This window comes from Alteromonas sp. ISO5 (assembly GCF_058105165.1).
In genome coordinates this window covers 2,910,499-2,936,053 of record NZ_CM176572.1, presented here as the reverse complement: position 1 = coordinate 2,936,053, position 25,555 = coordinate 2,910,499, and the positions used below count along the sequence as shown (strand labels likewise).

Annotated in this window: 19 protein-coding genes; 17 read left to right on the top strand and 2 right to left on the bottom strand. The window is 49.0% G+C overall.

Going from position 1 to position 25,555, the window contains the following annotated elements; all coding sequences use genetic code 11:
* Positions 1–7 precede the first annotated feature (7 nt).
* Both AC2T0J_RS13160 and AC2T0J_RS13155 read right to left on the bottom strand, forming a co-directional pair.
* Positions 8–1,426: an MBL fold metallo-hydrolase RNA specificity domain-containing protein gene (locus AC2T0J_RS13160; RefSeq protein ID WP_489806271.1), complete on the bottom strand. Its 1,419-nt coding sequence runs from the start codon at positions 1,424–1,426 to the stop codon at positions 8–10.
* A 3-nt stretch (positions 1,427–1,429) separates the two neighbouring features.
* Positions 1,430–3,067 carry a Na/Pi cotransporter family protein gene (locus tag AC2T0J_RS13155; protein ID WP_489806270.1) on the bottom strand — a complete coding sequence of 546 codons (1,638 nt, stop codon included), beginning with the start codon at positions 3,065–3,067 and terminating at the stop codon, positions 1,430–1,432.
* 415 nt (positions 3,068–3,482) lie between these two features.
* Between AC2T0J_RS13155 and AC2T0J_RS13150 the strand changes: the two genes are divergently transcribed.
* The 17 genes from AC2T0J_RS13150 to AC2T0J_RS13070 all read left to right on the top strand — a co-directional run bounded on the left by AC2T0J_RS13150 (position 3,483) and on the right by AC2T0J_RS13070 (position 25,545).
* Entirely contained in the window at positions 3,483–6,158 is a 2,676-nt protein-coding gene (locus AC2T0J_RS13150) for a TonB-dependent receptor plug domain-containing protein (RefSeq protein ID WP_489806269.1), read from the top strand.
* Positions 6,159–6,305: 147 nt separating this feature from the next.
* Entirely contained in the window at positions 6,306–8,726 is a 2,421-nt protein-coding gene (locus tag AC2T0J_RS13145; protein WP_489806268.1) for a TonB-dependent receptor plug domain-containing protein, read from the top strand.
* Between the two features lie 91 nt (positions 8,727–8,817).
* Complete coding sequence (locus AC2T0J_RS13140) at positions 8,818–10,131, top strand: aminotransferase class V-fold PLP-dependent enzyme (RefSeq protein WP_489806267.1); 1,314 nt, start codon at positions 8,818–8,820, stop codon at positions 10,129–10,131.
* Positions 10,115–10,684: an RNA polymerase sigma factor gene (locus tag AC2T0J_RS13135; protein WP_489806266.1), complete on the top strand. Its 570-nt coding sequence runs from the start codon at positions 10,115–10,117 to the stop codon at positions 10,682–10,684. The genes AC2T0J_RS13140 and AC2T0J_RS13135 overlap by 17 nt, the downstream gene beginning before the upstream one ends.
* Positions 10,674–11,657 carry a FecR family protein gene (locus tag AC2T0J_RS13130; RefSeq protein WP_489806265.1) on the top strand — a complete coding sequence of 328 codons (984 nt, stop codon included), beginning with the start codon at positions 10,674–10,676 and terminating at the stop codon, positions 11,655–11,657. Before AC2T0J_RS13135 ends, AC2T0J_RS13130 begins: the two co-directional genes overlap by 11 nt.
* Positions 11,658–11,795: 138 nt before the next feature.
* A complete protein-coding gene (locus AC2T0J_RS13125) occupies positions 11,796–12,488 on the top strand; it encodes a cupin domain-containing protein (RefSeq protein ID WP_489806264.1) in 693 nt (230 codons plus the stop codon).
* Between the two features lie 182 nt (positions 12,489–12,670).
* Complete coding sequence (locus tag AC2T0J_RS13120; protein WP_489806263.1) at positions 12,671–13,354, top strand: DUF2202 domain-containing protein; 684 nt, start codon at positions 12,671–12,673, stop codon at positions 13,352–13,354.
* Between the two features lie 329 nt (positions 13,355–13,683).
* The gene (locus AC2T0J_RS13115; protein WP_489806262.1) at positions 13,684–14,328 is read left to right on the top strand and encodes a GntR family transcriptional regulator; all 645 of its coding nucleotides are present in this window, start codon (positions 13,684–13,686) and stop codon (positions 14,326–14,328) included.
* A gap of 154 nt (positions 14,329–14,482) precedes the next feature.
* Complete coding sequence (locus tag AC2T0J_RS13110) at positions 14,483–16,192, top strand: M1 family metallopeptidase (protein ID WP_489806261.1); 1,710 nt, start codon at positions 14,483–14,485, stop codon at positions 16,190–16,192.
* A 165-nt stretch (positions 16,193–16,357) separates the two neighbouring features.
* Entirely contained in the window at positions 16,358–16,984 is a 627-nt protein-coding gene (locus AC2T0J_RS13105; protein ID WP_489806260.1) for an RNA polymerase sigma factor, read from the top strand.
* 95 nt (positions 16,985–17,079) lie between these two features.
* Positions 17,080–17,712, top strand: a complete 633-nt coding sequence (locus AC2T0J_RS13100) for a hypothetical protein (RefSeq protein ID WP_489806259.1) — start codon at positions 17,080–17,082, stop codon at positions 17,710–17,712.
* The gene (locus AC2T0J_RS13095) at positions 17,712–19,265 is read left to right on the top strand and encodes a peroxidase family protein (protein WP_489806258.1); all 1,554 of its coding nucleotides are present in this window, start codon (positions 17,712–17,714) and stop codon (positions 19,263–19,265) included. Before AC2T0J_RS13100 ends, AC2T0J_RS13095 begins: the two co-directional genes overlap by 1 nt.
* Positions 19,258–19,755: a hypothetical protein gene (locus AC2T0J_RS13090; RefSeq protein WP_489806257.1), complete on the top strand. Its 498-nt coding sequence runs from the start codon at positions 19,258–19,260 to the stop codon at positions 19,753–19,755. The genes AC2T0J_RS13095 and AC2T0J_RS13090 overlap by 8 nt, the downstream gene beginning before the upstream one ends.
* 12 nt (positions 19,756–19,767) lie before the next feature.
* Positions 19,768–22,920, top strand: coding sequence for a CHAT domain-containing protein (locus tag AC2T0J_RS13085; protein ID WP_489806256.1), 3,153 nt, complete (start codon positions 19,768–19,770; stop codon positions 22,918–22,920).
* Between the two features lie 127 nt (positions 22,921–23,047).
* Positions 23,048–23,509 carry a RidA family protein gene (locus tag AC2T0J_RS13080; RefSeq protein ID WP_489806255.1) on the top strand — a complete coding sequence of 154 codons (462 nt, stop codon included), beginning with the start codon at positions 23,048–23,050 and terminating at the stop codon, positions 23,507–23,509.
* A 288-nt stretch (positions 23,510–23,797) separates the two neighbouring features.
* Positions 23,798–24,658: a hypothetical protein gene (locus AC2T0J_RS13075; protein ID WP_489806254.1), complete on the top strand. Its 861-nt coding sequence runs from the start codon at positions 23,798–23,800 to the stop codon at positions 24,656–24,658.
* A gap of 5 nt (positions 24,659–24,663) precedes the next feature.
* Complete coding sequence (locus tag AC2T0J_RS13070; RefSeq protein WP_489810337.1) at positions 24,664–25,545, top strand: glycosyltransferase family 8 protein; 882 nt, start codon at positions 24,664–24,666, stop codon at positions 25,543–25,545.
* Positions 25,546–25,555 lie beyond the last annotated feature (10 nt).

The window sequence follows — 25,555 nt, the reverse complement described above, 5'->3', positions numbered from 1 at the left end:
CAGCTAACTAAAGCGTAATAGTGTGAGCATAACCTGGAATTTCCGCTCGCCACTGATGTTTGGACAGTGCATTTTTTAACGTTTGCTTGGCGTTATCTTCACCATGTACTAAATACAACCTTGGCTTGGGATCTTTAAAATGGCTAAACCAATCAACGAGCTGTGCCTGGCTGGCATGTGCCGAAAATCCGCCGAGGGTATGAATTTGTGCCTTAACAGCAATGTTTTCGCCGGCCATGCGGATATGCGTTGCGCCATCCACCAAAATACGCCCCGGTGTGCCAATGGCCTGATACCCTACAAACACCACATGGGATTGACTGCGCCATAAGTTATGTTTCAGGTGATGCCGGATACGGCCACCGTTACACATGCCGCTGCCGGCAATAATGATTGCTCCACTGGCAATACGATTAATCGCCATCGACTCTTCGGTACTCACCGAATAACGTAAAGTAGGTAAAAAAGTGTGCAGACTCTTTTGATCAGGGCTAACACCATGACTGTGTTGCTCAATAGTGTGTTTATCTTCCCGGTTATACACATTTTGATAGCGATGATAAATCTCCGTTACAGCGATGGCCATCGGACTGTCTAAACATACCAGTTGCTGGGGGAGCTTGCCCTGCTGATACAACTCGCCCAAGCGAAAAATAATCTCCTGTGTGCGCCCCACCGCAAACGACGGAATAAGGATATTCCCGCCATTTTGCGACGCACTGGTAATGACTTCTTCAAATTCATCGAGCGTGTCCTGCATAGAACGGTGTTCACGATCCCCGTAGGTCGATTCCATCAAGACCACATCGGCGTCAGCAATCGTTGCAGGATCGCGCAATAACGCCGCCTGAGAGTTTCCCAGGTCGCCCGAAAACACCAGCTTTCTTTGTTTGCCAGACTCGTTGGTGGTGAGCTCTACTATAGAAGAGCCCAAGATGTGCCCGGCTTCACGCAATACAATGTCCACGTCAGGCATAATCGTTCTCTGGGCGTTGTAACCCACCCCCTGGCATAACGATAACGCCTCATCCACATCTTCCATAGTATATAACGGCGCAAGCTCTGCTTTGCCGGCTCGACGACGACGCTTGTTTTCCCACTCGATGTCCCGTAGTTGTAACGACGCGGCATCTTTTAACAGCACCTCGATAAGGTCCAACGTGGCTGATGTCATGTAAATCGGGCCACGAAACCCGTCTTTCACCAACAGCGGTAGTCGGCCACAATGATCCAGGTGCGCATGAGACAACACCACAGCATCAATTGATGTTACCGAAAACGGAAAAGGCTCTTCATTATGCGACTCTTCCTCCCGACCGCCCTGATATAACCCGCAGTCGAGCAACACTCTGCCCGACTGAGTTTCCAGCAAATGCATAGAGCCGGTCACACCGGTAACTGCACCATAAAACGTTAGTGTTGCCATGGCTTATTCTCCTTCATTACCCGAAGATGGCGGAATTAACACCGCTGACAGGGTGTTCAATCGCGTTGCGGCTTTATACCAGGTTTTGGCAATATGCCAGGCTTCCTGCAAACAATCTATTGCTACTGACATTTGCGCCACTTCAATATGATGAAGTGTTCCCGCCATAATTAAATTATCTTTAATGCGATCTTTTTCGTGCTGTAACATCTCTTGTGTCATCGGCGCATCACCGACCGACAAGTTGGCACTTTGCTGCATGTAATCGAATACCTGAATCAGGTAGCTTTTTAGCTGCGTTTCAAGTTCGGGCTCTTTAAGCGCTTCGCGATTACACCATTGACTGGCGAGGGTATCACTGGCCTGACCGCAATCCATCAAATACCCTTCAACCCGCATCATTGTTGCCAGTTGGGCGGTGGTTTCATCCGATAACGCGGCAGTTTCCAGCTCTACGATAAACCGGGAAATATGCCCGGACAGCGATTTAATTACTGTCACTTGCTGCTGAAAACGCTTGATATCATGATGACCCGTATACACCGCCTCCTGATAGAGCTTTAACAAACGTTTTTGCAGCGCCACCAATTCATTCAGTAACGCATTAGCCGCAAGTGCTGGTGTTTGAGCAATGTTTTTATCAAGGTATAAAGGTTTAGATTCCGTTTCTTCGCGGCTGCGAAAACGCTTTTCCAGCCAGTTAGCCAGCTTGCCGATAAAAGGAAACACCAACAATATCCCCATAAAATTAAACAGCGTATGAAATAAAGCCAGCGATAGTGCGGGATCGGCACTCAGTTCCAGTGCCTCACTGATCTGATGGATCAGATAAAACAAAACCGGCAGTATTAATAGCGCAATAACAGCCGTTGCCAGATTAAACAACACCTGAGCAGCCGCCGCCCGCTTAGCTGCCGAGGTTGCACCAATAGCGGCCAAAGCTGCTGTAGAGGTTGTACCAATGTTCGCCCCGATGACCATCGCGCCGGCTGAGTACATATCGATCATACCGCTGCCTGCCGCCGTGATAATCAGGGCGATAGAGGCGCTGGAAGACTGTGTAAGCAGCGTAATAATAATACCTACCAGCAAGTAAATAAGTATTCCGCCAACGCCATCAGCAGCAAACTGGCTGATGGGAAGAGTCTGCATCACGCCATCAAAGGCTTCTTTTAAAACACCAATGCCAATGAAAAATAACCCAAACCCCAATAGCGTTTGGCCTGCGGCCGCCAATCTGCCCTGCTGCTGGATTAATTTAAAGAACATGCCTATTCCAACCAGGGGTAAGGCAAAGGCTTCGATATTGAGGTTAAAGCCGAGTATCGCCACTAACCAGCCGGTCATGGTGGAGCCGACATTGGCACCAAAGATAACGCCCAGAACCTGATACAGGTTGAGCAGGCCGGCATTCACAAAGCCCAATGATGCAACGGTTACTGCGCTGGACGATTGCACAATAGCAGTCATCAGAAAGCCACTAAAAATGCCTCGCGCCGGTGTTTTAGTCCAACTCGACAAAAATTGCCGCAAGCTCGAACCTGCTGCCATTTTAAGCCCATCAGTCATCAAGCCAATGGCAAGAATAAATAAACCCAGACCTCCAAGACCAGCGCCAATTATGCCAATTACATCGCTCATAACACCCTAAATATTGAGATGCAAAACAACATTATGAACAACAAGCCTTAACGCAGTTCTGCACCAGATCAATAGTTTTTCATCTGTTAGTAATAGTGTAGTCATAAATGAATACCCCAGTACTATTCACAACTCATTAGCCGATGCCCACCTACGAAATAGTAAGATATTCCGTGTCGTTAGCTGTTGATCATAGTGTAATTTGGTCAAGCCCCAAAACTGTCGGTCTTTATACAAAACCTTGCAAGCTAACAGTTAGAAACGACTAACATTCACCCTGTCGTGTAGCCAGATTAGCGTGACCAACATACCTCACGACTGTCATAAAAAATTAGCAACAGCGTCCGGCGTATTACTTTAGACTAGTTCCGTTTAAAGTGTTTTGAGTTTGGGCAGTGTGAGAATACCTAAAATAGTGTTAGTTATATGGCTAGGGTATGTCACGTCTTCGTCGGTAATAGCCAAGCAGTTAAGTAATAAAGAATCCACCACGCCTTTATTAACACAACCCGGTCAAATTTTTTTTATTGATAAAGGCCCCCTTAACGCTGCCATAGATAAATTGGCAGCGCATTACCAAATCAGTATTCTCTATCAGTCCGAGACACTAAAGGGCCTGTCACATTCAGCGGTAAAACTCAGTTCAAATCCGCAAATATCCCTGCAAGCACTACTTTCTGACTCTCCGGTTAGTGTCCATCAGATAGCACCAAACACCTTTGTGCTAAAATCCGAGGTGTCCGCAGCCACACAGACTAACCCTGTTCAACCTTCACCGTTAAAGCAGCCGTCTGTAGACGAAATCATTGTCACCGGCACCCGCCAGACAGATCGTACTTTGTTCTCGTCGCTGTCTCCCGTGGATGTTGTAAACAATCCCATGGCAGTGGGTTCCGTAGAGATGATTGATAGTTTAGCCACACAACTGCCCGGATATACCGCCTTTCGCCTGCCACTGAGCGATGGCCAGATATTTAACCGTACCTCGGGGTTGCGAGGCCTAAACTCTGATCACACGTTAATCTTAGTCAACGGCAAACGCCGTCACCGATCTGCTTTTTTAGAAACCGCAGACGGGCAGCCCACCGATCTTGGCCATATTCCCATGTATGCGGTTGAGCGAATTGAGGTTCTCCGCGATGGTGCCTCGGCCATGTATGGCTCAGACGCCATCGCAGGCGTTATCAATGTTATTCTCAATGACTCCCGCAAGGGTAGCCTGATGGCTCAGACAGGACAGTATTATGCAGGCGATGGTCAAACCTATTCACTCAATTACCGCAATGGTTGGGGGACTCCTGAGCAATCTGGTGGCACTGTAACAGTGAGTGCTTATTCAGACTCCCCTTCTTCTCGAGCAGAGCAACCCACCGATGCCCTGATATTTGCAGCCGCTCACCCAGAATTAGACCTTCCCAACCCAGTCCAGCGTTGGGGCCAACCTCGTCGGCAAGGGGTGCAAATGGCCTTTAACATTGAGTACGGATTAAATGTTAGGGAGCACCTGTATAGCTTTGGTACGGCCTCACGCACTTACGGGAGCTCCGACTTTAACTGGCGTAATCCGGATACCAATAAGCTATTTGAACCTTCTGCCACATTCCCGGATTTTCGCCTGACTGACTGGTTTGAAACCGGCTTTACACCATTGTTCGGCCAAACAGAACTGGACTTCTCCTTCACCGTTGGTATCAGAGCAGACGTTGCCAACAACACGCTGAATATCAGCACCAGTGCCGGTCAGAATAAAATTCGCTATTTTATTGATAACACCGTTAACGCTTCACTCGGTCCTAACAGCCCTACCTCCTTTAAACCAGGCACCTTAACCCAGCAAGAAATGAGTGTAGATATCGACTATTTAGCCCATTTGGCTGCAACCGTAAACGGCCCGGCAACACTGGCCACGGGATTAACATTGCGCCAGGAGCGCTATACCATTACGGCGGGAGACAAGGCCTCCTGGGCCGTTGGCCCGGCAGCGCTGGATGGTCTGCCAGCCGGTTCGAACGGCTTTCCCGGTTATACTGATTCTCAAGCCGGCACTTATACTCAAAATAATGGGGCAGCCTATCTGGACTTGTCACTGCCGCTCACCGCTCGCTTGGAAGCCAACGTAGCGCTCCGTTATGAAAATTTTTCCCTGTTTACAGATATAGTACGGGGCAAGGTATCCGCCCGTCTGGCCGCCAGTGAGCATATTATGTTGAGGGCAACACTATCGAATGGTTTTCGTGCTCCTACTGCCGGTCAGATGCATAGTGAACGTACCTCGCAAGGTTTAAATGCCGATTTTAATGGTGTATCCACCAGCGGACGCTTGTCGCCCCTTAGCCCGGTTGCTCGGGTACTCTCTCAAAGGCCGGGCGTAACCATCGCACAGCTCAAGCCCGAACGCTCGGTCAACATGAGCGCAGGCATCGGCCTGAAAAATGCGCAGGGTGCCACTTTGAACCTCGACTGGTATCACATTGCACTCACCGATCGCTTCAGCACTACGCCGGTCTATGAGTTAACTCAAGCCGAGCAGGCACTGCTTGCTCAGCCTCAATACCAACTTAATTATCCGGTAGATACGGTGAATTTTTTTCAAAATCTGTTCGATACCCGTACTGAAGGTATCGATCTGGTAGGCCATTTACCCATTGCTTTCTATACTGAAACATTAGGTTTAAGTGGCGCGCTGAATATTAACCGCACGAAGGTCACCGATGATGGCCTTTCAGCAAGTACCTCACAAAAAACCTTACAAGAGCGCAGCTTACCGCGAACCCGCGCTCAACTATCGCTCACCTGGCAAGCCAGTCAGTTTGATTTTCAACTGACCTGGCGCTACATCGGAAGCTGGCAGGATCTCACGGAACCCGGCAGCACTACTTTTCAAACATTTTCTTCCATGTCCCTGTTCGATATCAGTACAACCTGGTATCCCTCCCCTTCCCTAACGTTCAGGTTTGGCCTCGAAAATGTGTTTAATCGATATCCTGAGCGCGCCCTGTTGCAAGCAAATCGTGGGTTAAAATACTCCCGCAACTCGCCCTATGACACTGACGGAGGATTCGCGTATTTACGGGCCGAATACGCTTTTTGAACAAATACCCGTCAATCATGAACCTTTTGTTAAACCTTGCAGTAAACGCGCAGATCAGCAGCCCATTTTCGTCTTTTCCCATAGTACTGTTTTTTTAGTTCTCTACACCAGAGAACCTGTTTATACACACTCACTATTGGAAACACGATGATTAATAAACAACGTATTACGGCTGGCGGCCTGGTCACGCTGGCATCATTTGCCCTAAATCCTATTGCTTCTGCACAGCAAGTTACTGACAGTGAAAGCGCAGCAAAAGAGGTTGAAAATATTATCGTTACCGGTACACGTCAGGCAAACCGTACGGTATTCGATTCAATGGCGCCTATTGATTTGATTAGCGGCGACGCCATCAACAGCACCACCTCCGAAGACTTACTTGACAGTGTTGCGCAACTGGTCCCTTCTTTTAAGGTACAACGACTGCCCATGGCAGATGGTCAGGTATTTGTGCGTCCAGCCAGCCTCAGAGGGTTGTCGTCAGATCACACCTTAGTATTGGTTAATGGTAAACGCTTGCACCGCTCGGCCTTGCTTGGCTCAAACGGCGCACAGGCGGCCGACTTAGCCACCATTCCAACCTTTGCCATTAAACGTATTGAAGTGTTACGTGATGGTGCGTCAGCCCAATATGGTTCTGATGCCATCGCCGGCGTGATTAATATTATCCTGGATGATCGTGAAGGGTACAAAGCGTTTAGTCAGTTCTCCCAGTATTACGAAGGAGATGGCACTGGCTGGCGAGCAGGCGGTCAGGCCGGCTGGAATCTCAATGACCGAGGCTATGTATCGATAACGGCTGAATATTTTGACTCAGACCGTACTGCTCGATCGCGCCAACGCCCCGATGCCATTGCCTATCAGGAAGCCCACCCGGAAGTCACGCTGCGCAACCCGGTACAAGACTGGGGGCAGCCGGAGCGCCAGGCAACCCGTTTCGCGCTGAACAGTCAGTATGATCTGTCTGACGATACGGCAGTTTATTTATATGGCACTTACAATGATGCTGACGGCGTTTCTGATTTTAACTGGCGCAACCCAGACTCAGGTGTATTTAATCAAAGCGAGGCTTACCCTGATTTTAATCTGCTGGAGGTTTATCCGGCCGGTTTTTCACCTCAGTTTGGCCAGGAGGACTCCGACTACTCTGCTTACACCGGAATTAAAGGCATGCAGGGCGACCTGAGCTGGGATTTATCAGCCAGTGTGGGCGGTAATACCATTGATTATTACCTGTCGAATACTATCAACGCTTCGTTAGGCAGTGACAGTCCTACCGCTTTTTTTGCTGGTACCCTGGAGCAACAGGAAACCAATATCAATGCAGATGGGGTCTACATTCTGGCCACCGACATGTTTACAGGTGATATCAACATTGCTTTTGGGGCAGAATATCGCGAAGAAACCTATACCGTATCTCCGGGCGAGGAAGCCTCCTATAAAGTGGGGCCCGCCGCTCGCGAAGGGCTGCCTTCAGGCTCCAATGGCTTCTTTGGCTTTAGTCCTTCGCAATCCGGGGAATTTAGCCAGGATAGTCAAGCCATCTATATCGATATCGAAACTGACATTACCCAGGCCCTGACACTGGGTATCGCCGGCCGATACGAAGACTACTCGGTATTTGGCGATACTACTAACGGGAAAATTTCAGCCCGTTATGCACTGAGTGATCAACTCGCCCTGCGTAGCACCTACTCAACCGGGTTTCGCGCCCCCACACCGGGCCAGCTATTTAGTGAACGCGTGTCACAAGGGCTTGATACAGTTTCACTAGAAGTGTTTACCCGTGGTCGATACAGCCCGGAGGGCGACATTGCCCGGATCATTAATAAACGTGCAGATGCCAATATTGTGTCATTGAGCCCGGAAGAATCAGACAACCTGTCATTGGGCCTGACCTACCAGAACAGTGAGGGACTAAATGCCAGTCTCGATCTTTACCGCGCCGAGATCAGCGATCGCTTTGGCAGTTCTGATACCTATACACTTACCGCCGATGAACGAACTCAGCTCGTGGCGCTTGGCGTAACTGGCGCCGAAAGTATTACGGGTGTGAGTTTTTATCAGAACGATTTTGATACCAGAACAACGGGCCTGGATGCGGTCATTAGTCAGTCCATCGAGGTTGGTGCCGGTGAGCTCAGCCTTGTCTTAGCCTACAACTACAATAAAACAGAAGTCACCGGCGGTGGCATTGCGCAAAATGAAAGGCAGCGCACTATATTTGAAGACCGCTTACCCAGGCACAGCGCCAACTTTACAGCAAACTATAGCGTTGGCGACCTAACCTATTTAGCCCGCCTGCGCTATTACGGTGAGTGGACGGATAATTCTGGCAATGCCGACGGTGATATATACCAAACCTTTGGCGCCAAGGCCTTTGTTGATGTCGGTGCGGACTATCAGGTGACGGACCATATCAGCGTCAGCTTAAACATTGAAAACCTGTTCGATACCTATCCCGACGAAGCGACTTTTCAGGCTAACCGGGGATTGGTTTACTCGCGAAATGCGCCTTATGACACCGACGGCGGCAATTATTCGCTGCGCGTAGACGTTACATTCTAAGCGTCATAATCCTGTTATAAACCCCGGGCAGACTGCCCTGGGTTTATTGGGTTATGACTTCTCATATTTTGCATTTCATTTTGAGGTTTCAATGCATTCAGTTAGCAGACGACAATTTATTGCCGGCAGTCTGGCGGCCACTTCAGTAGCCGCTATACCACCATCACGCGCAGGTAATGTCAGTGACTTTCCGGCCCCGTTAAAAAGAAATAAAGACATCCCCGTGGCCGAAGATGAACATTACTGGCAACAGGTAGCAGCCCAGTACGACGTTAAAACCGATATTATCAATGTCGAAAATGGCAACTGGGGCATTATGAGTCGGCCGGTGATGCATGCCTATTTTCAACACACCAACCGGGTCAACCGGGATAACTCCTATTTTTCCCGTCGTGAATTTGGTGCCCGGATTCGCCCGTTAGTCCAACAAGTAGCCAACCGCTTAGCTGTAGATTCGCAAGAAATAGCGTTAACCCGAGGCGCCACAGAGGCCTTGCAAAATCTGATAGCCAATTACCGTCTGCTTAAAGCCAACGAAGCGGTGATATACAGTGATTTGGACTACGATGCCATGCAAGCCGCGATGGACGCCAAAGCCGCCTCAGTGGGGGCTAATGTGATTAAATTGAAACTGCCTGAGCCGGCCAGCAAGGCAGCCATCATAAGCACCTATGAAGCGGCGCTGCGACATAATAGTAACGCCCGGTTGCTATTGCTTACCCATTTAAGTCACCGCACCGGCTTAGTCCTGCCCGTTGCCGACATTACCCGCATGGCTCGTCAGTATGGTGTCGATGTGATTGTTGATGCAGCGCACTCCTGGGGGCAGCTTGACTTTGTTGCCGACGACCTCGGTGCCGATTTTGTCGGATATAACCTACATAAATGGATGGGCGCACCAATTGGCGTTGGTATTATGTATATCCGCGAAAGCCGGTTACAAGATATTGCACCGAATATGTCCGCCAGCCCTGCCCAGCAGGATTCAATTTGGGGGCGTGTACATTCCGGCACCAGCAACTTCGCTGCTTTTTTAACCATTAACGATGTCTTTCGCTTTCATGACTGGATTGGTGCCACAGCCAAAGCACAACGACTGGCTTATTTACGTCAGTGTTGGGTAAACGAAGTAATAGAAGATGACCGCATTACCCTGCTAACCCCTGAAGATAGTGCACTGTATGGCGGTATCACATCGTTTCGTATCAAGGGGCAGCAAACCAGTCAGTCGAACAGTGCAATTGCAACCTACATGCTGGAAAAGTATAAGGTGTTCGCTGTTCACCGAAATGGCGTTGCCAAGGGCAGTTGCGTACGCATTACGCCGGGTTATTACAATTCTGCCGAGGATATGCTTTTGGCAGCCCGCGCAGTAAAAGGTGCCATTCGTGAATTCTCAGTCTGACGCCAAGTGGGAGACCACTGCCGCTCATCAACCATCCACTGCACTACCATCCTCAGCGTTTTTAAATACGCTGTACCTGACCCATGCAGAATCATTGCGACGCTACGCCTGTGCCCGGGGCGCCAGTTGTGAAGATGCCGAAGAGGTCGTGCAGGAAATGTTTATTCGGCTAAGTGCACAGGAGCGACTGGCGTCAGTGCAAAACATATTTGCCTACATGCGTACTATTATCATGAACTTACTGAAAGACCAGTACCGCCAGCAAGCCCGGCATCCCGACATGCTGGATATCGACGATATTGACGAACCTGAGAGCACGCCGGGCGCCAACCCGGCACTCCACCTGGTGCAGAATGAAGCTGTCAGGCTAATGCAAGAAGATCTTAAGTCGTTGCCCGCCCAGGCCCGGCAGGTATTTCTGCAACATCGCTTATATGGCAGCTCCTATGACAACATTGCCAGCGAGCTTAACCTTACTGTGGCCGCTGTGAGAAAACACTTGCGAGACTCTTTAGTTTTATTAACACAAAAGCGAATTGAACGTGACAACTAACCTTCACTCCTCCACGGTATCCACAGAAGTACTGGAACACGCTGCAGACTGGATCATTGATATTCAGGCCAAGCCTGATCTTATTCACAACCGGGCTTTTACCCAATGGCTCTATGCTGATCCCATGCATTTATATGCCTTTGAACAAACAGCAAAAACCTTTGAGCTTGCGGTGGAGTTACCCAAAATAACGGTTGTTCCCGGCAGTTCTGCATCAGTGACGACGAAAAACACCACGACCAAAGTGCTTAATTATTGGCTTGCGGCGGCCGCTTCAATGTTACTTTGTGCCATTTTATGGGTAGTTATTTCGCCACCACAAAAAACTAGCAATGCACCACTGGCATTCTCCACGGAACACGGTGAAGTGAGCCACTTCAGCCTGCCTGACAACTCAGTGCTACATTTGGATACGGCCAGCAAGGCTGAAGTGGTGCTGTCTTCAACACAACGCCAGGTCCGCTTAATTCAAGGGCGTTTATTTGCTGACGTTGCCCATGACCCCACCCGCCAATTTCGTGTAGCCATCGACGATACTACGGCATTTACGGCCTTGGGAACGGCCTATTCGGTGCAAAAATCGGAAGCAAACTGGACCTTAAAGGTGTATGAAGGCGTCGTAGGTGTCGCCAGCACATTAGTCTCCCACCCTCAGGTAGAAGCTGGGTGGGGCCTGCGTTACCACCACAGAAATCTGCAACTATTCAGGTTAGCAGAAGCGCTCACTCCGGGACTGCCAGACTGGCAAAGTATGCAGGTGAGGTTTACTAACGAAAGTCTTGCCGAGGCGGTTGATAAATTTAACCAATATGCAAAAACGGCTATTCGAATCGATAGTCAGGCGCTAGCCACTGTTCAGGTTTCCGGTGTATTTGATTTAAGAAGCCCCCGGCAATTCGCCCAAAGCGTGAGCAGCTTAACCGGTGCTGTGGTAGTCGATAATGAGGGCGAATTAGTACTTAAATTACTTTGACTAATATTGCTCACGGGCACTGCGATATCACGACATATAGCTTAAATAGCGTTCAAATAGATCGGCAATGGGAGATTGAGCTTTTTATTCAAAAATACGTACAATCTCCCAACATCAGCGTTACAGAGTATTTCAGTTATGCAAATAAACAGCGATTTTAGTCAGCGAGTGGTAATCCGGCCCGAAGAGTACGAGTTTATTCCCTCACCACTTAAAGGCGTGGGCCGTATGATGCTCGACCGCGCTGGTGATGAGATAGCAAGAGCCACCAGCATAGTCCGCTACGAACCCGGTGCGGGGTACAGTGGTCACACCCACGATGGCGGTGAAGAGATTTATGTATTAAACGGTACGTTCAGTGATGAACACGGCGACTACCCTGCCGGCACTTATCTGCGCAATCCGCCGGGCAGTTCACACACACCATTTTCCGCTGACGGATGCACCATTCTGGTTAAACTCTGGCAGTTTGCCCGTAACGATATGAAACAGTTAACCGTTAACACTGTGCAAAACGAATGGTTGCCCGGTCAGGCTGAGGGCTTAAGCGTTCTACCTTTGCATGAGCATAATGGCGTTAGCACGGCGTTGGTGAAATGGGCACCGCATACTCGGTTTGGCGGACATATACACCCCGGTGGCGAGGAAATATTGGTGCTGGAAGGCGTTTTCAACGACGAGCATGGTAGCTATCCCGCCGGTAGCTGGATCCGCAACCCCCGATATAGTCAGCATACTCCATTTACCGGCAAAGAAGGCGCGCTGATCTACGTTAAAGTTGGTTATATGGGCGCTAACTTACTCGGCGATAAATTTATCACCGAAAACTAATCCCAAAGTTATGTCATTGTTGTCAGTGCATCAGTCGGTGACTGCCAACTGTGACACAAACCCGCTACAGCGCAAATAAATCCTTTATATTTCAATGAAAAAAGGCACGCAATATAGGCATTGTACTTGCACCCCTGGGGCTGAAGAGACACCTAAAATATCTTATGGTTCAGGAGCAGAATATGTATCGGTTTTTACTTTTTATTTTATTGGGGATTACCCTGTTAACAGGTGGCTGTGGCGGCGATAAAAGCAACAGGCAAGCACCATTTATGGTCAACGCTGACGGCGTTTCAACATTCGAGCTGAATCAGCTTCGCAGCCAGCTTAATACGTTTCCCATCGGCTCATTAACCGCTCTTGAAGAAGAAGGCCTGCTCATGATGCGCGAGGAAGAAAAGCTCGCTCACGATGTTTACACCACCTTGTACGCGCAGCACGGCCTGCTCATCTTCGATAACATTGCCAGCAGCGAACTCACGCATACCGAGGCAGTCCTGGCCTTGCTGGAACGTTATCAACTCACCGATCCGGTTACCGACAATACTGTGGGCAGCTTCAGTAACCCCGAGTTTACTTACCTGTATAATATGCTGACCGAAAATGGCGCTATATCACTGCTGGAGGGGCTTTATGTTGGTGCCCAGGTAGAGGAACTGGATATTTACGATCTTATGCGTCTGAGTGAAGACATTATTGATAATCCGGATATTGAACTGGTTTACAGCAACCTGCTTAAGGGCTCCCGTAATCATTTACGCGCCTTCTATAAACAGATCCTGACTAATAATGGCGCCTATCGCCCCCAATATATCAGTCAGGCTCTGTTTGACGAAATCGTTAACAGTCCGATAGAGAAAGGCTAACTGCCTCACTTTATGCTCTAAACTCATAACCTCAGGACAGATTCAGACACTCGCTGCTGATTCTGTCTCGCCTCAACTCGCCAAAAACTAATCGCTAAATAAAATCAAAAAGCCACACATCGATTCCAAAAACCGTTAAGGATAAACTTTAACATTCACTACTGTATAAAAAGAAAGCATTTGGACTGACCAACGCTATCAGCTATCGCTCAGATAGTATACTGTATGACATGGAGTCTACCGCTAAAATCGGCCAGACTATCGCTATAACAACAATAAAATACCAAAAATAACGAAACATCAAACTTCTTCTTAGGAGTCATTTATACATGTCAATTGTGGTAAAAACTTTGTCGGAACAGGCTTACGAAATTATTCGTGAGCGTATCCTCGCCAACGATATGTTCCCGGCAAAACCCATTCGTCAGGACGCTCTCTCCCAGGACCTGGGAGTAAGCAAGATCCCGCTGCGTGAAGCACTCACGCGGCTGGAGCAAGACGGCTTATTAGTCTCTCACCCAAACCGTGGATTTATCGTTCGTCCACTCAGCCTGGCCGAAGCCGAAGATGTTTTTCATCTGCGGACCACGCTGGAGCCTGAGGCGGCCGCTCAGGGCTGTAAAAAAGCCACTGAAGAAGATAAAGCCAGGGTTACCGAGATTTTTAAACGTCTGCAAAGCATGGCTAATGAAATATCGCCGGAAGCGGTTACCGTAAACCGGGAATTTCATTTGGCGCTGTCAGCACCCGCTGGCCGCAAAATCACCCAAGAACTGCTGTTCAAGATCCACCTGCTCTCTGAACGTTATGTTCGTAAGCACCTTGAGCCACCCGATCGTGAAGCCGATGCTTACCGCGAACATCAAGAAATTTATGAAGCGTGGATGAACAAAGAACCCAAACTGGTGAAAAAGTTACTTAAAGAACATACGCATAGCACATTAGAAGATTTGCGTGGTGAGTTGTTCGAATAACCCCAGCGGGTAATGATAAAAAGAGTGGCACCGCCACTCTTTTCGTTTAACACCCTGAAAATACGATCAACACAGGCTTCCCATCAGGATTTCACGTCGTTTAACGCTATAATCGCAGTAACAATAACAACGACGGTGTATCCGGAGCTCACACATGGAATGTATCCATGCCTGGCAAGGCCTTTTACTTTCAACTACAGTTACCTTAAGTGCCTGTACTACGACGCAATCAGGCAATAGCACACAACCAGTATCGCCCATCGAATTATCCTCAGCCTATACTCTGAAAAGTGGCGGACAAATCCCGCGCTATCAGCAAGGCGTAAGTGTTGAACATGCTGAGCTGCACTTCAGCTTTGATTTCGACACTGAGCAGTTGTTTGGCGATGCCATTCTAACCCTGAATGCTGCGCAACCGGCCAAAGCAGTATCGGTGGATTTAGACCGGGTATTTACTATTGAAGGTGTCTGGCTCAATGGCGAGGCACTGAATCAGGAGCAGTACACCAATACCCAGGGTGAACTAATTATTACACCCGTTACCGAAGTGAACTTTCCGGTATCGGTTGAGGTGAAATATCATGGTCATCCGCGCACGCCACCCAATGCGCCCTGGGACGGCGGTGTCATGTGGGATAAAACACCAGATGGCTCGCCCTGGTTGGCTACCGCAGTACAAGGCGAAGGTTGCGATATCTTCTGGCCTTGTATCGACCAGCCCATGGGAGAGCCCGAAACTGCCGATATTTATGTTACCGTGCCCAACAACCTGGTAGCCGCAAGCAATGGTGTACTGGTAGAAACCACCAGTACCGCCAACGAAAGCACCTATCACTGGCAAACCCGTTCAGCACACAACACCTATGGCATTGCGCTGAATATAGCCCCCTATGAAAAAATCGAAGACACCTACCAGAGCATTTACGGTAACAGCTACCCCATTGTTTATTATCACTTGCCGGGCAATGCACAACAAGCGCAGGCGTTGTTCGACGAAATTCCTGCCATGCTGACCTTCTTTGAACGTCTGATTGGGCCTTACCCATTTGCCGATGAAAAAGTCGGCGTGGTGCAAACCCCACACCTGGGGATGGAACACCAAACCATCAACGCTTATGGCAACGACTATAAAAAAGACGAATTCGGCTTCGACTGGCTGCTCCAGCATGAATTTGCCCATGAATATTTTGGCAACCAGGTTACTAACGACAACTGGGATCACATGTGGATCCACGAAGGCCTGGGCAGCTACATGCAACCCTTATTTGCCCAGTACCTGCATGGTGATATCGCTTACAAAGCGTATTTAAATAAGCAGCGAAAAGGCCTGATCAACACGCATCCCATCGTGTCAAATAAACCGATGGAAGTGGAAGAGGTTTATGAAAAAGGCGTTGGCCCGGCATTGGATATTTACTACAAAGGCTCATGGATCATGCACTCCCTGCGATATTTGATCGGCGATCAGGCATTTTTTGATTCCGTCACCACACTGCTATACGGCACGGCTACGCCTCAACCCGGCCAGTTTACCACCGTATATCGCAATACCGGGGATTTTATAAAGCTGGTTAACGAGTTTACCGGCGAGGATTTCAGTTGGTTTTTCGACGTTTATCTGTATCAGCCCCGGCTACCGGAGCTGCACCAGCAACGCACAGGCGATGCGCTGACACTTACCTGGCTGGTACCCGAAGACTTGCCGTTTCCGATGCCGGTGGAAGTATCGGTTAACGGCAATATCACCACCTTACAATTGCCCGCAGAAAACACCCTTAGAGTATCAGCGCAGGATGTGGTGATAGTCGATCCGAACAGTAAACTCCTGCGCTTGGAAGCACGCTACGACGCCACCGCAAAATAAACAGCGATAGATATGTGCACTGGCTAAACACAATGCTTTAGCTGTGCACCCTTGCTGATAGTCTATTGGTCTTATAAAGTCTGTTTTATAATCGCTTAATGCTTGTAAATAACGCCTTACGCCGGTAGATTTGTCCTCTAATAACAATCCACAACGCGCTGAATAATGGATGAACCTGCTGTACTCGTGACGCAAATCGCCAGTGGCAATAAACAGGCAGAACAAGCTCTGCTCAGTCACTTCTCCCGACCGCTGTATTCCATTGTGGCTTATAAATGTGACGATCCAGCTCTGGCGCAGGATATTGTGCAGGAAGCCCTGCTCATTGTTATCCAGAAGGCCCGGGCCTCAGAAATTGACAATCCAGAGGCTATAGCCGGCTTTGTACGCCGCGTGGCAGAAAACCTGCTGATTGCTACCTACCGCAAAAACAAGCGTCAACGCACCGATTGCAGCGACGAGATGGATGTGCATGCCCATACAGCCAACCATACCGAAAACCAGGTCGGTTCAGAGAAACTACTTGAAACCGTCACTCAGGTACTGTCAGAACTCAGCGTAGAACGCGACAGGCGGTTGCTGAGTGCCTATTTTTTTGAAGGCAAAGACAAAGAAGAGCTGTGTACAGAGCTGGATTTAAGCACCGAACATTTCGATAAAGTGCTGCACCGGGCCAAGTCACGGTTAAAACAGGCGCTGGCGCTTAAATGCAATGTTGAACTCAATAAACAATCGCTGTTTACCTTATTGTCGGTGGTTGCAGTCATAGGCTGGCTGGGCACCCGGGTGTAAACACTCTGGTGCTGCTTGAGAGGGAACAGCTTGTGGCGGCACTACTAATACGGAGTTATTAACGTTAACCGACAAGGTTACAGAAGTTAAGTGATATGAATACACAGTACATCCAGGCTAATCATATAATTCAGCGCTACCTGCACGGCAAGCTCACCGCTGCTGAAATGATTGAGTTTGAAGAATATTTGTTGATGCACCCTGACATGGTAGAAGACTTTGAACTCAGTGCAATATTCAAAAAAACACTCGGCCAGGCGGCTAAAACATCCCGTGCAGACGCATCAGCCAGCAAATTGCTGCGGTTGTTCTGGCCACTGGGTGGCGTGCTGATTGGCAGCGCCGCTACCTGGTTATTGCTGAGCTATCAGCAGCCCAAGCATGTGGCTACGGCCATTAGTCCCGATGTGATCTACATTGGTGAGATGCGCGGCGCCAGTACCTCTCAACTACCGCCAGTTGGCGCAGTGCTGGAACAAGGCAGTCAGCAGCAAATACTGGTACTGGACGTGAGCATGGTCGACGGCCAGCTGTTTGACGTTGAATTGCAGGCAACAAACGGCCAGCCCCTGCAAAGCTGGCCGGCCCTTCAGAAAAATGCCCAGGGTGAACTGGTTATTCTGGCCGCCCTGCAATCTGCTAATGCACCATCAACTATCATTGCGGTTCGCGAAAGTAACACCTCAGAAGTCGTCTTAAGCGCTACCATCATTACGGGCTCAGACTAGTGCATTCTTCCACTCACAGCATGTTCCCGGCCAGTGACCAGGCGCTGCTAAGCCCGGTAGAATTAAACAGCCTGGCTACCCTGATGCTGCCGGGTTTGACACAAAATAACAGTCCGGAGAATCCCCCCCTTCAGACACCGCCACCCGGGCTATCGTTTACTTCATCAGTGCAAGAAGATCCCGAAGACGACGCCGACCCAGCCTTTCTCGACGAAGCAGGCTATACCCCGGACGACACAAACTCGCGGCCCATACCCGCTGGCTACACCTATATTTGCCAGTTTATCGCCCACGACATCATTACCGATTCGCATTTTCACGTGGGAGGACGCCAGACCAGTGCACTGCTAAACCTTGACAGCATGTATGGCAATAATGGCTTGGACGATCCTATCCGCAGTATCGAAGCTCACTATTTCGACAGCAGAAGCGGCCGTTTTTTAACCCAGACTCACGATGTTCACCGGGTATCACCGGCCACCATAGATAATGCGCCGTGGGCTACCGCATGGATGCCAGAACAGCGCAACGACGAGAACGCCATTGTACTGCAGTTACACAGCCTGTTTCAGGGCTTACATAACGCGTTTATCCATGCTCTGCCAGCCGCGCAAGCAGATATCACCGAACGCATCATTACCGCCAGGCGCTATACCGTGGCTATGTTTCACCACATTGTGATCAACGACTTACTGCCAAAGCTAGTACTAGACGACTGCCACGAGTACTTTTTTAAAAAGCTCGGTCCGTTTTATTACGGTACCAGCAGGCCATACACCCAGGTGCCAGCCGAATTTAAGCTGGCAAGCTTCAGATTTGGTCACAGCATGCTGCGCCCGCGGTATCACCTTAAAACCGAGCACTCGCAGTCATTTTCACTGGATGAAATCATGCGGCGCCCGCCTTTTGAACCACTTGATGAAGCCCATATTGTTGACTGGCAGGCACTCTTTTTCGATCCGCTGGAGAACGACGGACTACAGCAGATTGCCAGCCCCATTGACCTGTTCATCACCAGTGACATGGCGACGGTGCCGCATCCTACCAACCCGAAAGCGGGGCGTAATATTGCCCAGCTAAACCTGCTGGCTGGCATTAAACTCGGCCTCAACAGTGCCGAATATATTCTCCGGGCCATCACCACCGAGCCGCACTTTAAGCCGTTCGCCGAGCATTTTCGCCAGCGGTTAAACCATCGTAAGCTAATGGTAACTTCTCCCGGGCAGGAAACCGATTTTATCTATGCGCTGCTGGCCGTGTTGCAGGAGCAACAACGCACCCCGCTATGGCTATACACATTGCAGGAAAACCTGACCGACTACCCCGACAATAATCAGTTCAAACTGGGGCTTATTGCCAGCGCCATCAACTGCGACGTGCTGCGCAGCGCCATGTATGAGTGTTACCGCCACAGCGAGCAGGACAGCCAGGCACAACTGGCCGACAATTTAACCAAAACCATCCATCAGGCCTTTTCGTGTTTAGGCAAAGAGCTTTCCACTATGGCCGACATCACCACGTTTTTAACCACAAGGAGTCAAAGTGATGAGTAACCAGTCAGCAAGTAAATGGTACGTTCCCAAAGGTTGGGTGTCAGACTATAACCGCGACGATTGGGCGCCTGAATTTCGCCCCTACCTGCCCAAAGGTCAGCGCGACTACAACGACAATGCCTTAAAAATGCGCACCCGGGTGTTTACGCCGGTACTTGGCTCATCGTTTCTGGTAACCATTACCATTGTAAAATCCCGGGGCACCTGGCCATCCCTTACCGCAAAACTGCTTAGCAAAGCCAGGTTCTTTCCCACTGACGATCCGAACATGCTGTGTTCCAACAATTTGTCCATTGTAAAAGACGGCGGCTACCCTAAAGGCGCACCGGCCTTTAAAGAAAAATACACCGATGTGTACTTCACCATAAACTACTCGGTTGATGCCGATGGCACGCCTAAGTACACCACCGCCAGTCACTGGAACAAAGAGGTTGATGGCAGTCGGGTAACGGTACCAAAAGCCCCGGCCTACGCCTGGAAAAACCATTAATACCGGCAAGACATGGAACGTATCCGCCGCGCGTTAACATCAGGGTTGCTCCTTTTGTGCCTGACAATGGTTGCCGGGCAACGTGCTGCGGGCGAAGAGTTTCAGTTTACTGTTACCGCCGCAGAAAATGAGGTGATCATTGTTGAATCGCCTACCATGGCTTTCAACATTACCCTTTCAGATACTGCCAGCGGCCAGGCATTCAGTCATTATGCCTACACGCATATTGCCGCCATGAAGCCTGAAAGTAGTGCACAATATGCTATCACCGTTGCGGTAAACAGTAACAGCGAGCCGTCAGTAACAGCCTCAGAGTTTACCGTTTATACACAGCCGCTAAATGCGCTGTGGGACTGGCTGACGTGGTTCACTGCTACCTACGCTGAACCCGTTAATACGTCAGTACTTACCGAACAAATTGCCCGCCAGAGTGACGCGCAAACAGCCTGTTTTGCCACCGCCTTACTCGCTCGCCAGTATCTTATTGAAGGAAATGCCGAACAGGCTTCAGCGCTACTTGCACCTGCTGCAAATGGCTATTCCTGCTGGCAACTGGCGGCGCTTGCCATGTCGGCTAATTTTGACATTTACCATTTTGCCGACGCCAGTCATGCCGGCATGGCACTACTCCCCCGGCAGTTTAATGACGCTCTGGCGCATGCCGGAACAGTAATAAATCCAGCTGATTGGCAGCCAACGTCAGCCTCGTTGATACCTGAACTGCTCGGCCACACGCCGGTTGCCAACACTTACCAGACAACCCAACTGGTTGCCTCACTGGGCTTCAGTAACCTCCTGCATGGCTCGGTGGTATCGTCACAAACATTGATGGAAGCGGGTAAATATTCATTGGAACAAGCCCGTTCACACGCCATCGAGCAAGGCTATACTAAACTGCTCCCGGATATCTACAACGGCCTGGCAACCTACTGGTCGCTGGCCAACGACTATGTGGCTGCGGCCCGTTTCCTGGATGAAGCCATTCATAACAAACAACAAACCGGCGATACACAGGGCCAGGTTGAGTTAATGAATAACCTCGCGCTGGTTTATTTATGGTCTGGTCGCTGGGAGTTAGCCCAACAAACGTTTCGCGAGGCCGCAGAATATCTTATCGACGGCGATACCACTATGACTGCTGCCGTGCTTACCGCCAACCTTGCGAGCAGTTACAGCTACCTCGGCGATACCGGCACTGCCGAGCGCTATTACCAACGCACCCTAACACTCAACCAAAGTAGCACTTACGATGACGATACCAGCCACCTGTATATTGCGTTAGCCAAAATCGCCATGGCCGAGCAACGCTGGACGGCGGCCCTTGATGCCCTGACTCAGGCGGAACAAAGAGCGGACACTCTGCGCTCCGACCGTCTGCCGTTAATTTATGCCCTGCAGGCCCGGGCTTTAGCGTACAACAAGCAATCAGCAGAGGCTACCGCACTAATGAATACAGCGCTTAATACGCTGGATAATGTGGTAAAAATGACCGAGCGCATCCAGGCGCTCATAGCGCTAACCGACACCCACATTCAGCTTGGCGATTATCCCGAAGCTGCCACACAAATAGCGCAGCTCACCGGGCTAATAGCCGATGATGATCCGCAGCAGGTTGCCCTCGCCTCATTGCAATACCAGCTGCTCAAGGCCACCGAGCCACAAAACGAAGCCACACTTACGGCGACTTTTAGCAAGGCTAATCAGCATATTCTGCAACTAGGGCGCGAACTGGACGCCTATCAAATGGGGCCGCACTGGTTTAATAAAGTCAGAGAGCTCTACGACGCTCACCTGGGCACGCTGCTCAGCAATCCTTCCGCGGCGAATACCGAACACGCCCTGGCCTTACTGGAAACCTATCAAAGCCAGCTATTTTTGCGTAAACGGCAAGACCGTGAACGCCAACACTTACTTAAACAGCCGCAGCTTGAAAGCCTCTGGCAACAGCGGTTAATGCTGGAAGGCAGGCTGGTCAATGCAACCACTGAGAACGAGAAACTGCGCCAGCAACAACAGCTCGATAACGTCAAAGAGCAGTGGTTGCGGCTGGTTAACCCACGCCTCTCTAATAAAACCCTGGTTAATGAAAAGCCCCTCACCCTGGCAGCCGTGCAAACGGCGCTGAATGGGGATCAGGTTGTGCTTCGCTATCTGCATACCAGCCAGCAATGTTATGTACTGGCTATTACTGCAAAGCGGTATCAGGTATCCCCCATTCATTGCCCACCAGCGCTGCCAGATGGATTATCAGGGGCTGAGATCGTGCAGGCCTATCATGATGCCCGGGCAAGCGACTTTATTCCGCCGTGGGTCATAAAAAGCCGCAACATCACCGACATAGTGTGGCAAGCTGACGGACGCTTTTTCTCACTGCCCATGGCCCAGTTGCGCCTGCCTGATAATCAGTACGCGGGGGGCAGATATACACTGCGCCAGACGCCTTCCTTAAGCGAATATCTATCCTCCACCGCAAAGCAAGCCTCAACGCCCATAGCAATTGGTATTTTTGACTCGCCCGCGTTTGAAAGTAAGTTGCCCACGGCCAATGCTGGCTGGCGCAACAAACTGCCTGCATTGCCCTGGGCAAAGCGTGAGGGCGACCACCTCGCCTCGCTCTTCCCGAACTATCCGGTTAAACGATACTCAGCAGAACAAGCCACACAACAAGCTTTACTGAGTTCAGACTTGCGTGAAGCTCCTCTTTTGCATATCGCCACCCACAGCTATTTTGACCCCGAAGAGCCAGTTATTGTGGGACTTGCCGTTGCCAGAAACACTTCAACCACTCTCGAAGGCAACGGCTTCTTATCGCAAAGCGCACTACTGGGCGAGCCGTTTTATAATCAACTGGTCGTGCTCAGCGGCTGCGAGACCTCGCTGGGCAAAATGATGGCCCACGACGGCCTGCAAAGCCTGGCCTACGGCGTATTAACAGCCGGTGCCAATTCGGTAATCAGTACCCGCTGGAAAGTATCAGATAAACCCACCGCCACCTTTATGCAGTTTTTTTATCTCGGGCTTAAACAAACCGGTAGCAGTGTTGAAGCGCTACGCCTGGCGCGCCAACAGATGCAACGCCACCCACGCTTTAAACACCCCATGCACTGGGCAGGCTTTACGCTCACAGTGGTTAAGCGTGAAGCAGAGTTTTTCTCGCTACAGTAGCCTGTATCAACAGGACAGATGTAACCGAAACTGATCGTAAAAAAAGGTTAGTTGGACTGATATGAAATCCTAGGACTTGTTGTTTAATCGCTACTACGTAACTATAGATTTGTATAAAAATAATTTAATGACAGATAAACAGGAGATTGTGGTGAACTTAACTAAGTTAACCCTGATTGCAGTACTGATAAGCTTCAGCCAGTTCGCGCTGGCAAAGTTAAAATACTTTCCCCATCCCAATGAAAACGCCCCTTATTCGCTGGCCACACAGGTAGATAATATTGTGTATCTTTCTGGTCAGATCCCGCTGGATGAAAACGGCGAGATACCTGCCACTATGCCGGCTCAATCCAAGCAGGTGATGCTTAACGTTAAGCAGGCCCTTAATTCGCTGGGGCTCGGTATGGAGGATGTGTTCAAGTGCACGGTAATGATCGACGACATTAGCAAATGGCCCGATTTTAATGCCGTTTATACCACCTTTTTTACCAAGGGTGCCTTACCAGCCCGCAGCGCTTTTGGCGTAGACGGCCTGCCAATGGGCGCCATGGTCGAGGTAGAGTGTATGGCCCATATGCGCCGCATGTAAGCTTTGTGAGGATGGCGTATTGATTGCGCCATCATTATTTCAAGTAACGCTACACTAAACGGCTTAACCCAACTCAATCAATTGCTTCATTCCCAGGGCCCGGGCTCGATATCACCTTGCATTCTTATAGAAAACTGGTTTACGCTTCAACCTGCTAAAAACTGAATCTTTTTAATACAAAAAATGGTTCACTATTAAACAGTTTCGCTCTCAAAACATCTTTACTTTGCTGGTTCGGATTTTGCGCGGTGAATTTTTCTGTTTAGGATATTATTAAAGGAGTTACCGTTGGCCGAGTTACTGAAAAAAACAGTTCGCCCAAAGAAAAATTTAGTATTCACTTCAGCGGGCAATAAATCGGCACTCTCACTGTGGACTAACGGACAAAGAGATTTTGACCTGTTTTGCGTTTATTATGCATCTGGCAAAGAACAACCGTTATTGGCACTTAGTGACTATTTTGCATGTCACAAAGGTGCGAAATTTCCTAACCTACTCTGGGTTTACCAAAACTGGCCGGAACTGATTGAGCAGTACGAACGGGTGTTAGTTTTAGATGACGATCTGCTATTAACTGCCGACAACATTAATCGTCACTTTGCATTGCATGCCGACGAGAATTTGTGGTTATCACAATTAGCTTTTCACCACAGAGGCAAGGTAAATCACTACATTAACCTTGCAAGGCCCTTCAGTTATTTACGTTATACCAACTTCGTTGAAGTAAATTCGCCTTTATTTAATATCGACATACTCCTTCAGTTCCTAAACGTTTATGACGCCGAGGTTGCAGGAATCGGTGTCGATTACTGGTATTCAGATCTCATATCCAAGTTGGATAAATCGCAAGAAAAAATTGCCATTTTTGACATTATCCCCTGCTGTAATCCTCGGGATCAAATAGCCAAAGGCGGCGTGAGAGAAATTGACACTGCTATCAGTTTTCAGGATCGCATGAAGAGTTGGGATGTAAAAGCCGCAAAGCTGGGCATTGAGCGTAATTATAAAAAAATAGAATACGGTAGTAAAAAATCACCCGGTATTTTTTCAACGCTGCTTCCCAGCATAAAAATATTGTTTTTTAGCGCGCTGTATCACGCTGTAATACTGGCTAAATTTAGTAAACCCTACCCCACTAAGGACAATTAGTGAGTATGGAAACGATGCACATTGCTTTTTGTTTAGATAATAATTATGTCGAGCAAATTCTTGCTGTTATTCGCTCGATAGCTCGTACTAATCCTGATCAAGATATCAATATCTACTTAGTGTTTAACGATTTAAATGAGCAAAACCAATCCCGCTTCAAAACAGTGGAAACGGAAAACCTGACTATTTATTGCAGACCCACCAATGTAGTTGTTGATGGTGTTGGACCCAAAAATCACGTTTCCAAAGCGACATTTGTAAAATTTGAACTTATAAATGCATTGCCTGAACTCGATAAGGTGTTGTATCTGGATGGTGATATTGTAGTAAATGGTAATCTGGCTCCCCTGTGGCAAACTGAGATCCAAGATTGTTATTTAGCAGCAGTGGAAAATCCATTCTCCAATCGTCAGAATGCGCTCGACATGGACTCCAATGCCATTTACTTCAATGCCGGGATTTTATTGTTGAACCTGGTTAAAATGCGCGAGGACAACTTTTATCAAAAAGCGCATGACTATATTGAGCAATCGAGTAACAAGCTGATGTTTCACGATCAGGATGTCTTTAACCACCTGGTTAACGGGCAGTTTGTAAAATTAAACGAAATATACAATTTCCAGACTTTTTTCATTCGTAAAATACATCGTTTTACTCCTGAAGAACGCCGCTATTATAGAAACATAATGAAAAACGCGACAATCGTTCACTATTCATCTGGCATAAAGCCATGGGACAAATTTGACCCACATCCACTGGTAAATCTGTTCAGACAGTATTATCAGGGAACATTGAGACATGCTAAAGACGATAGTTACCCGCTGCAGCTTCTGCGCTATCTATACGTAAAAGCTTACTATTTTTACTATCTGAACATAGCAAGATAAGAGTACCGAT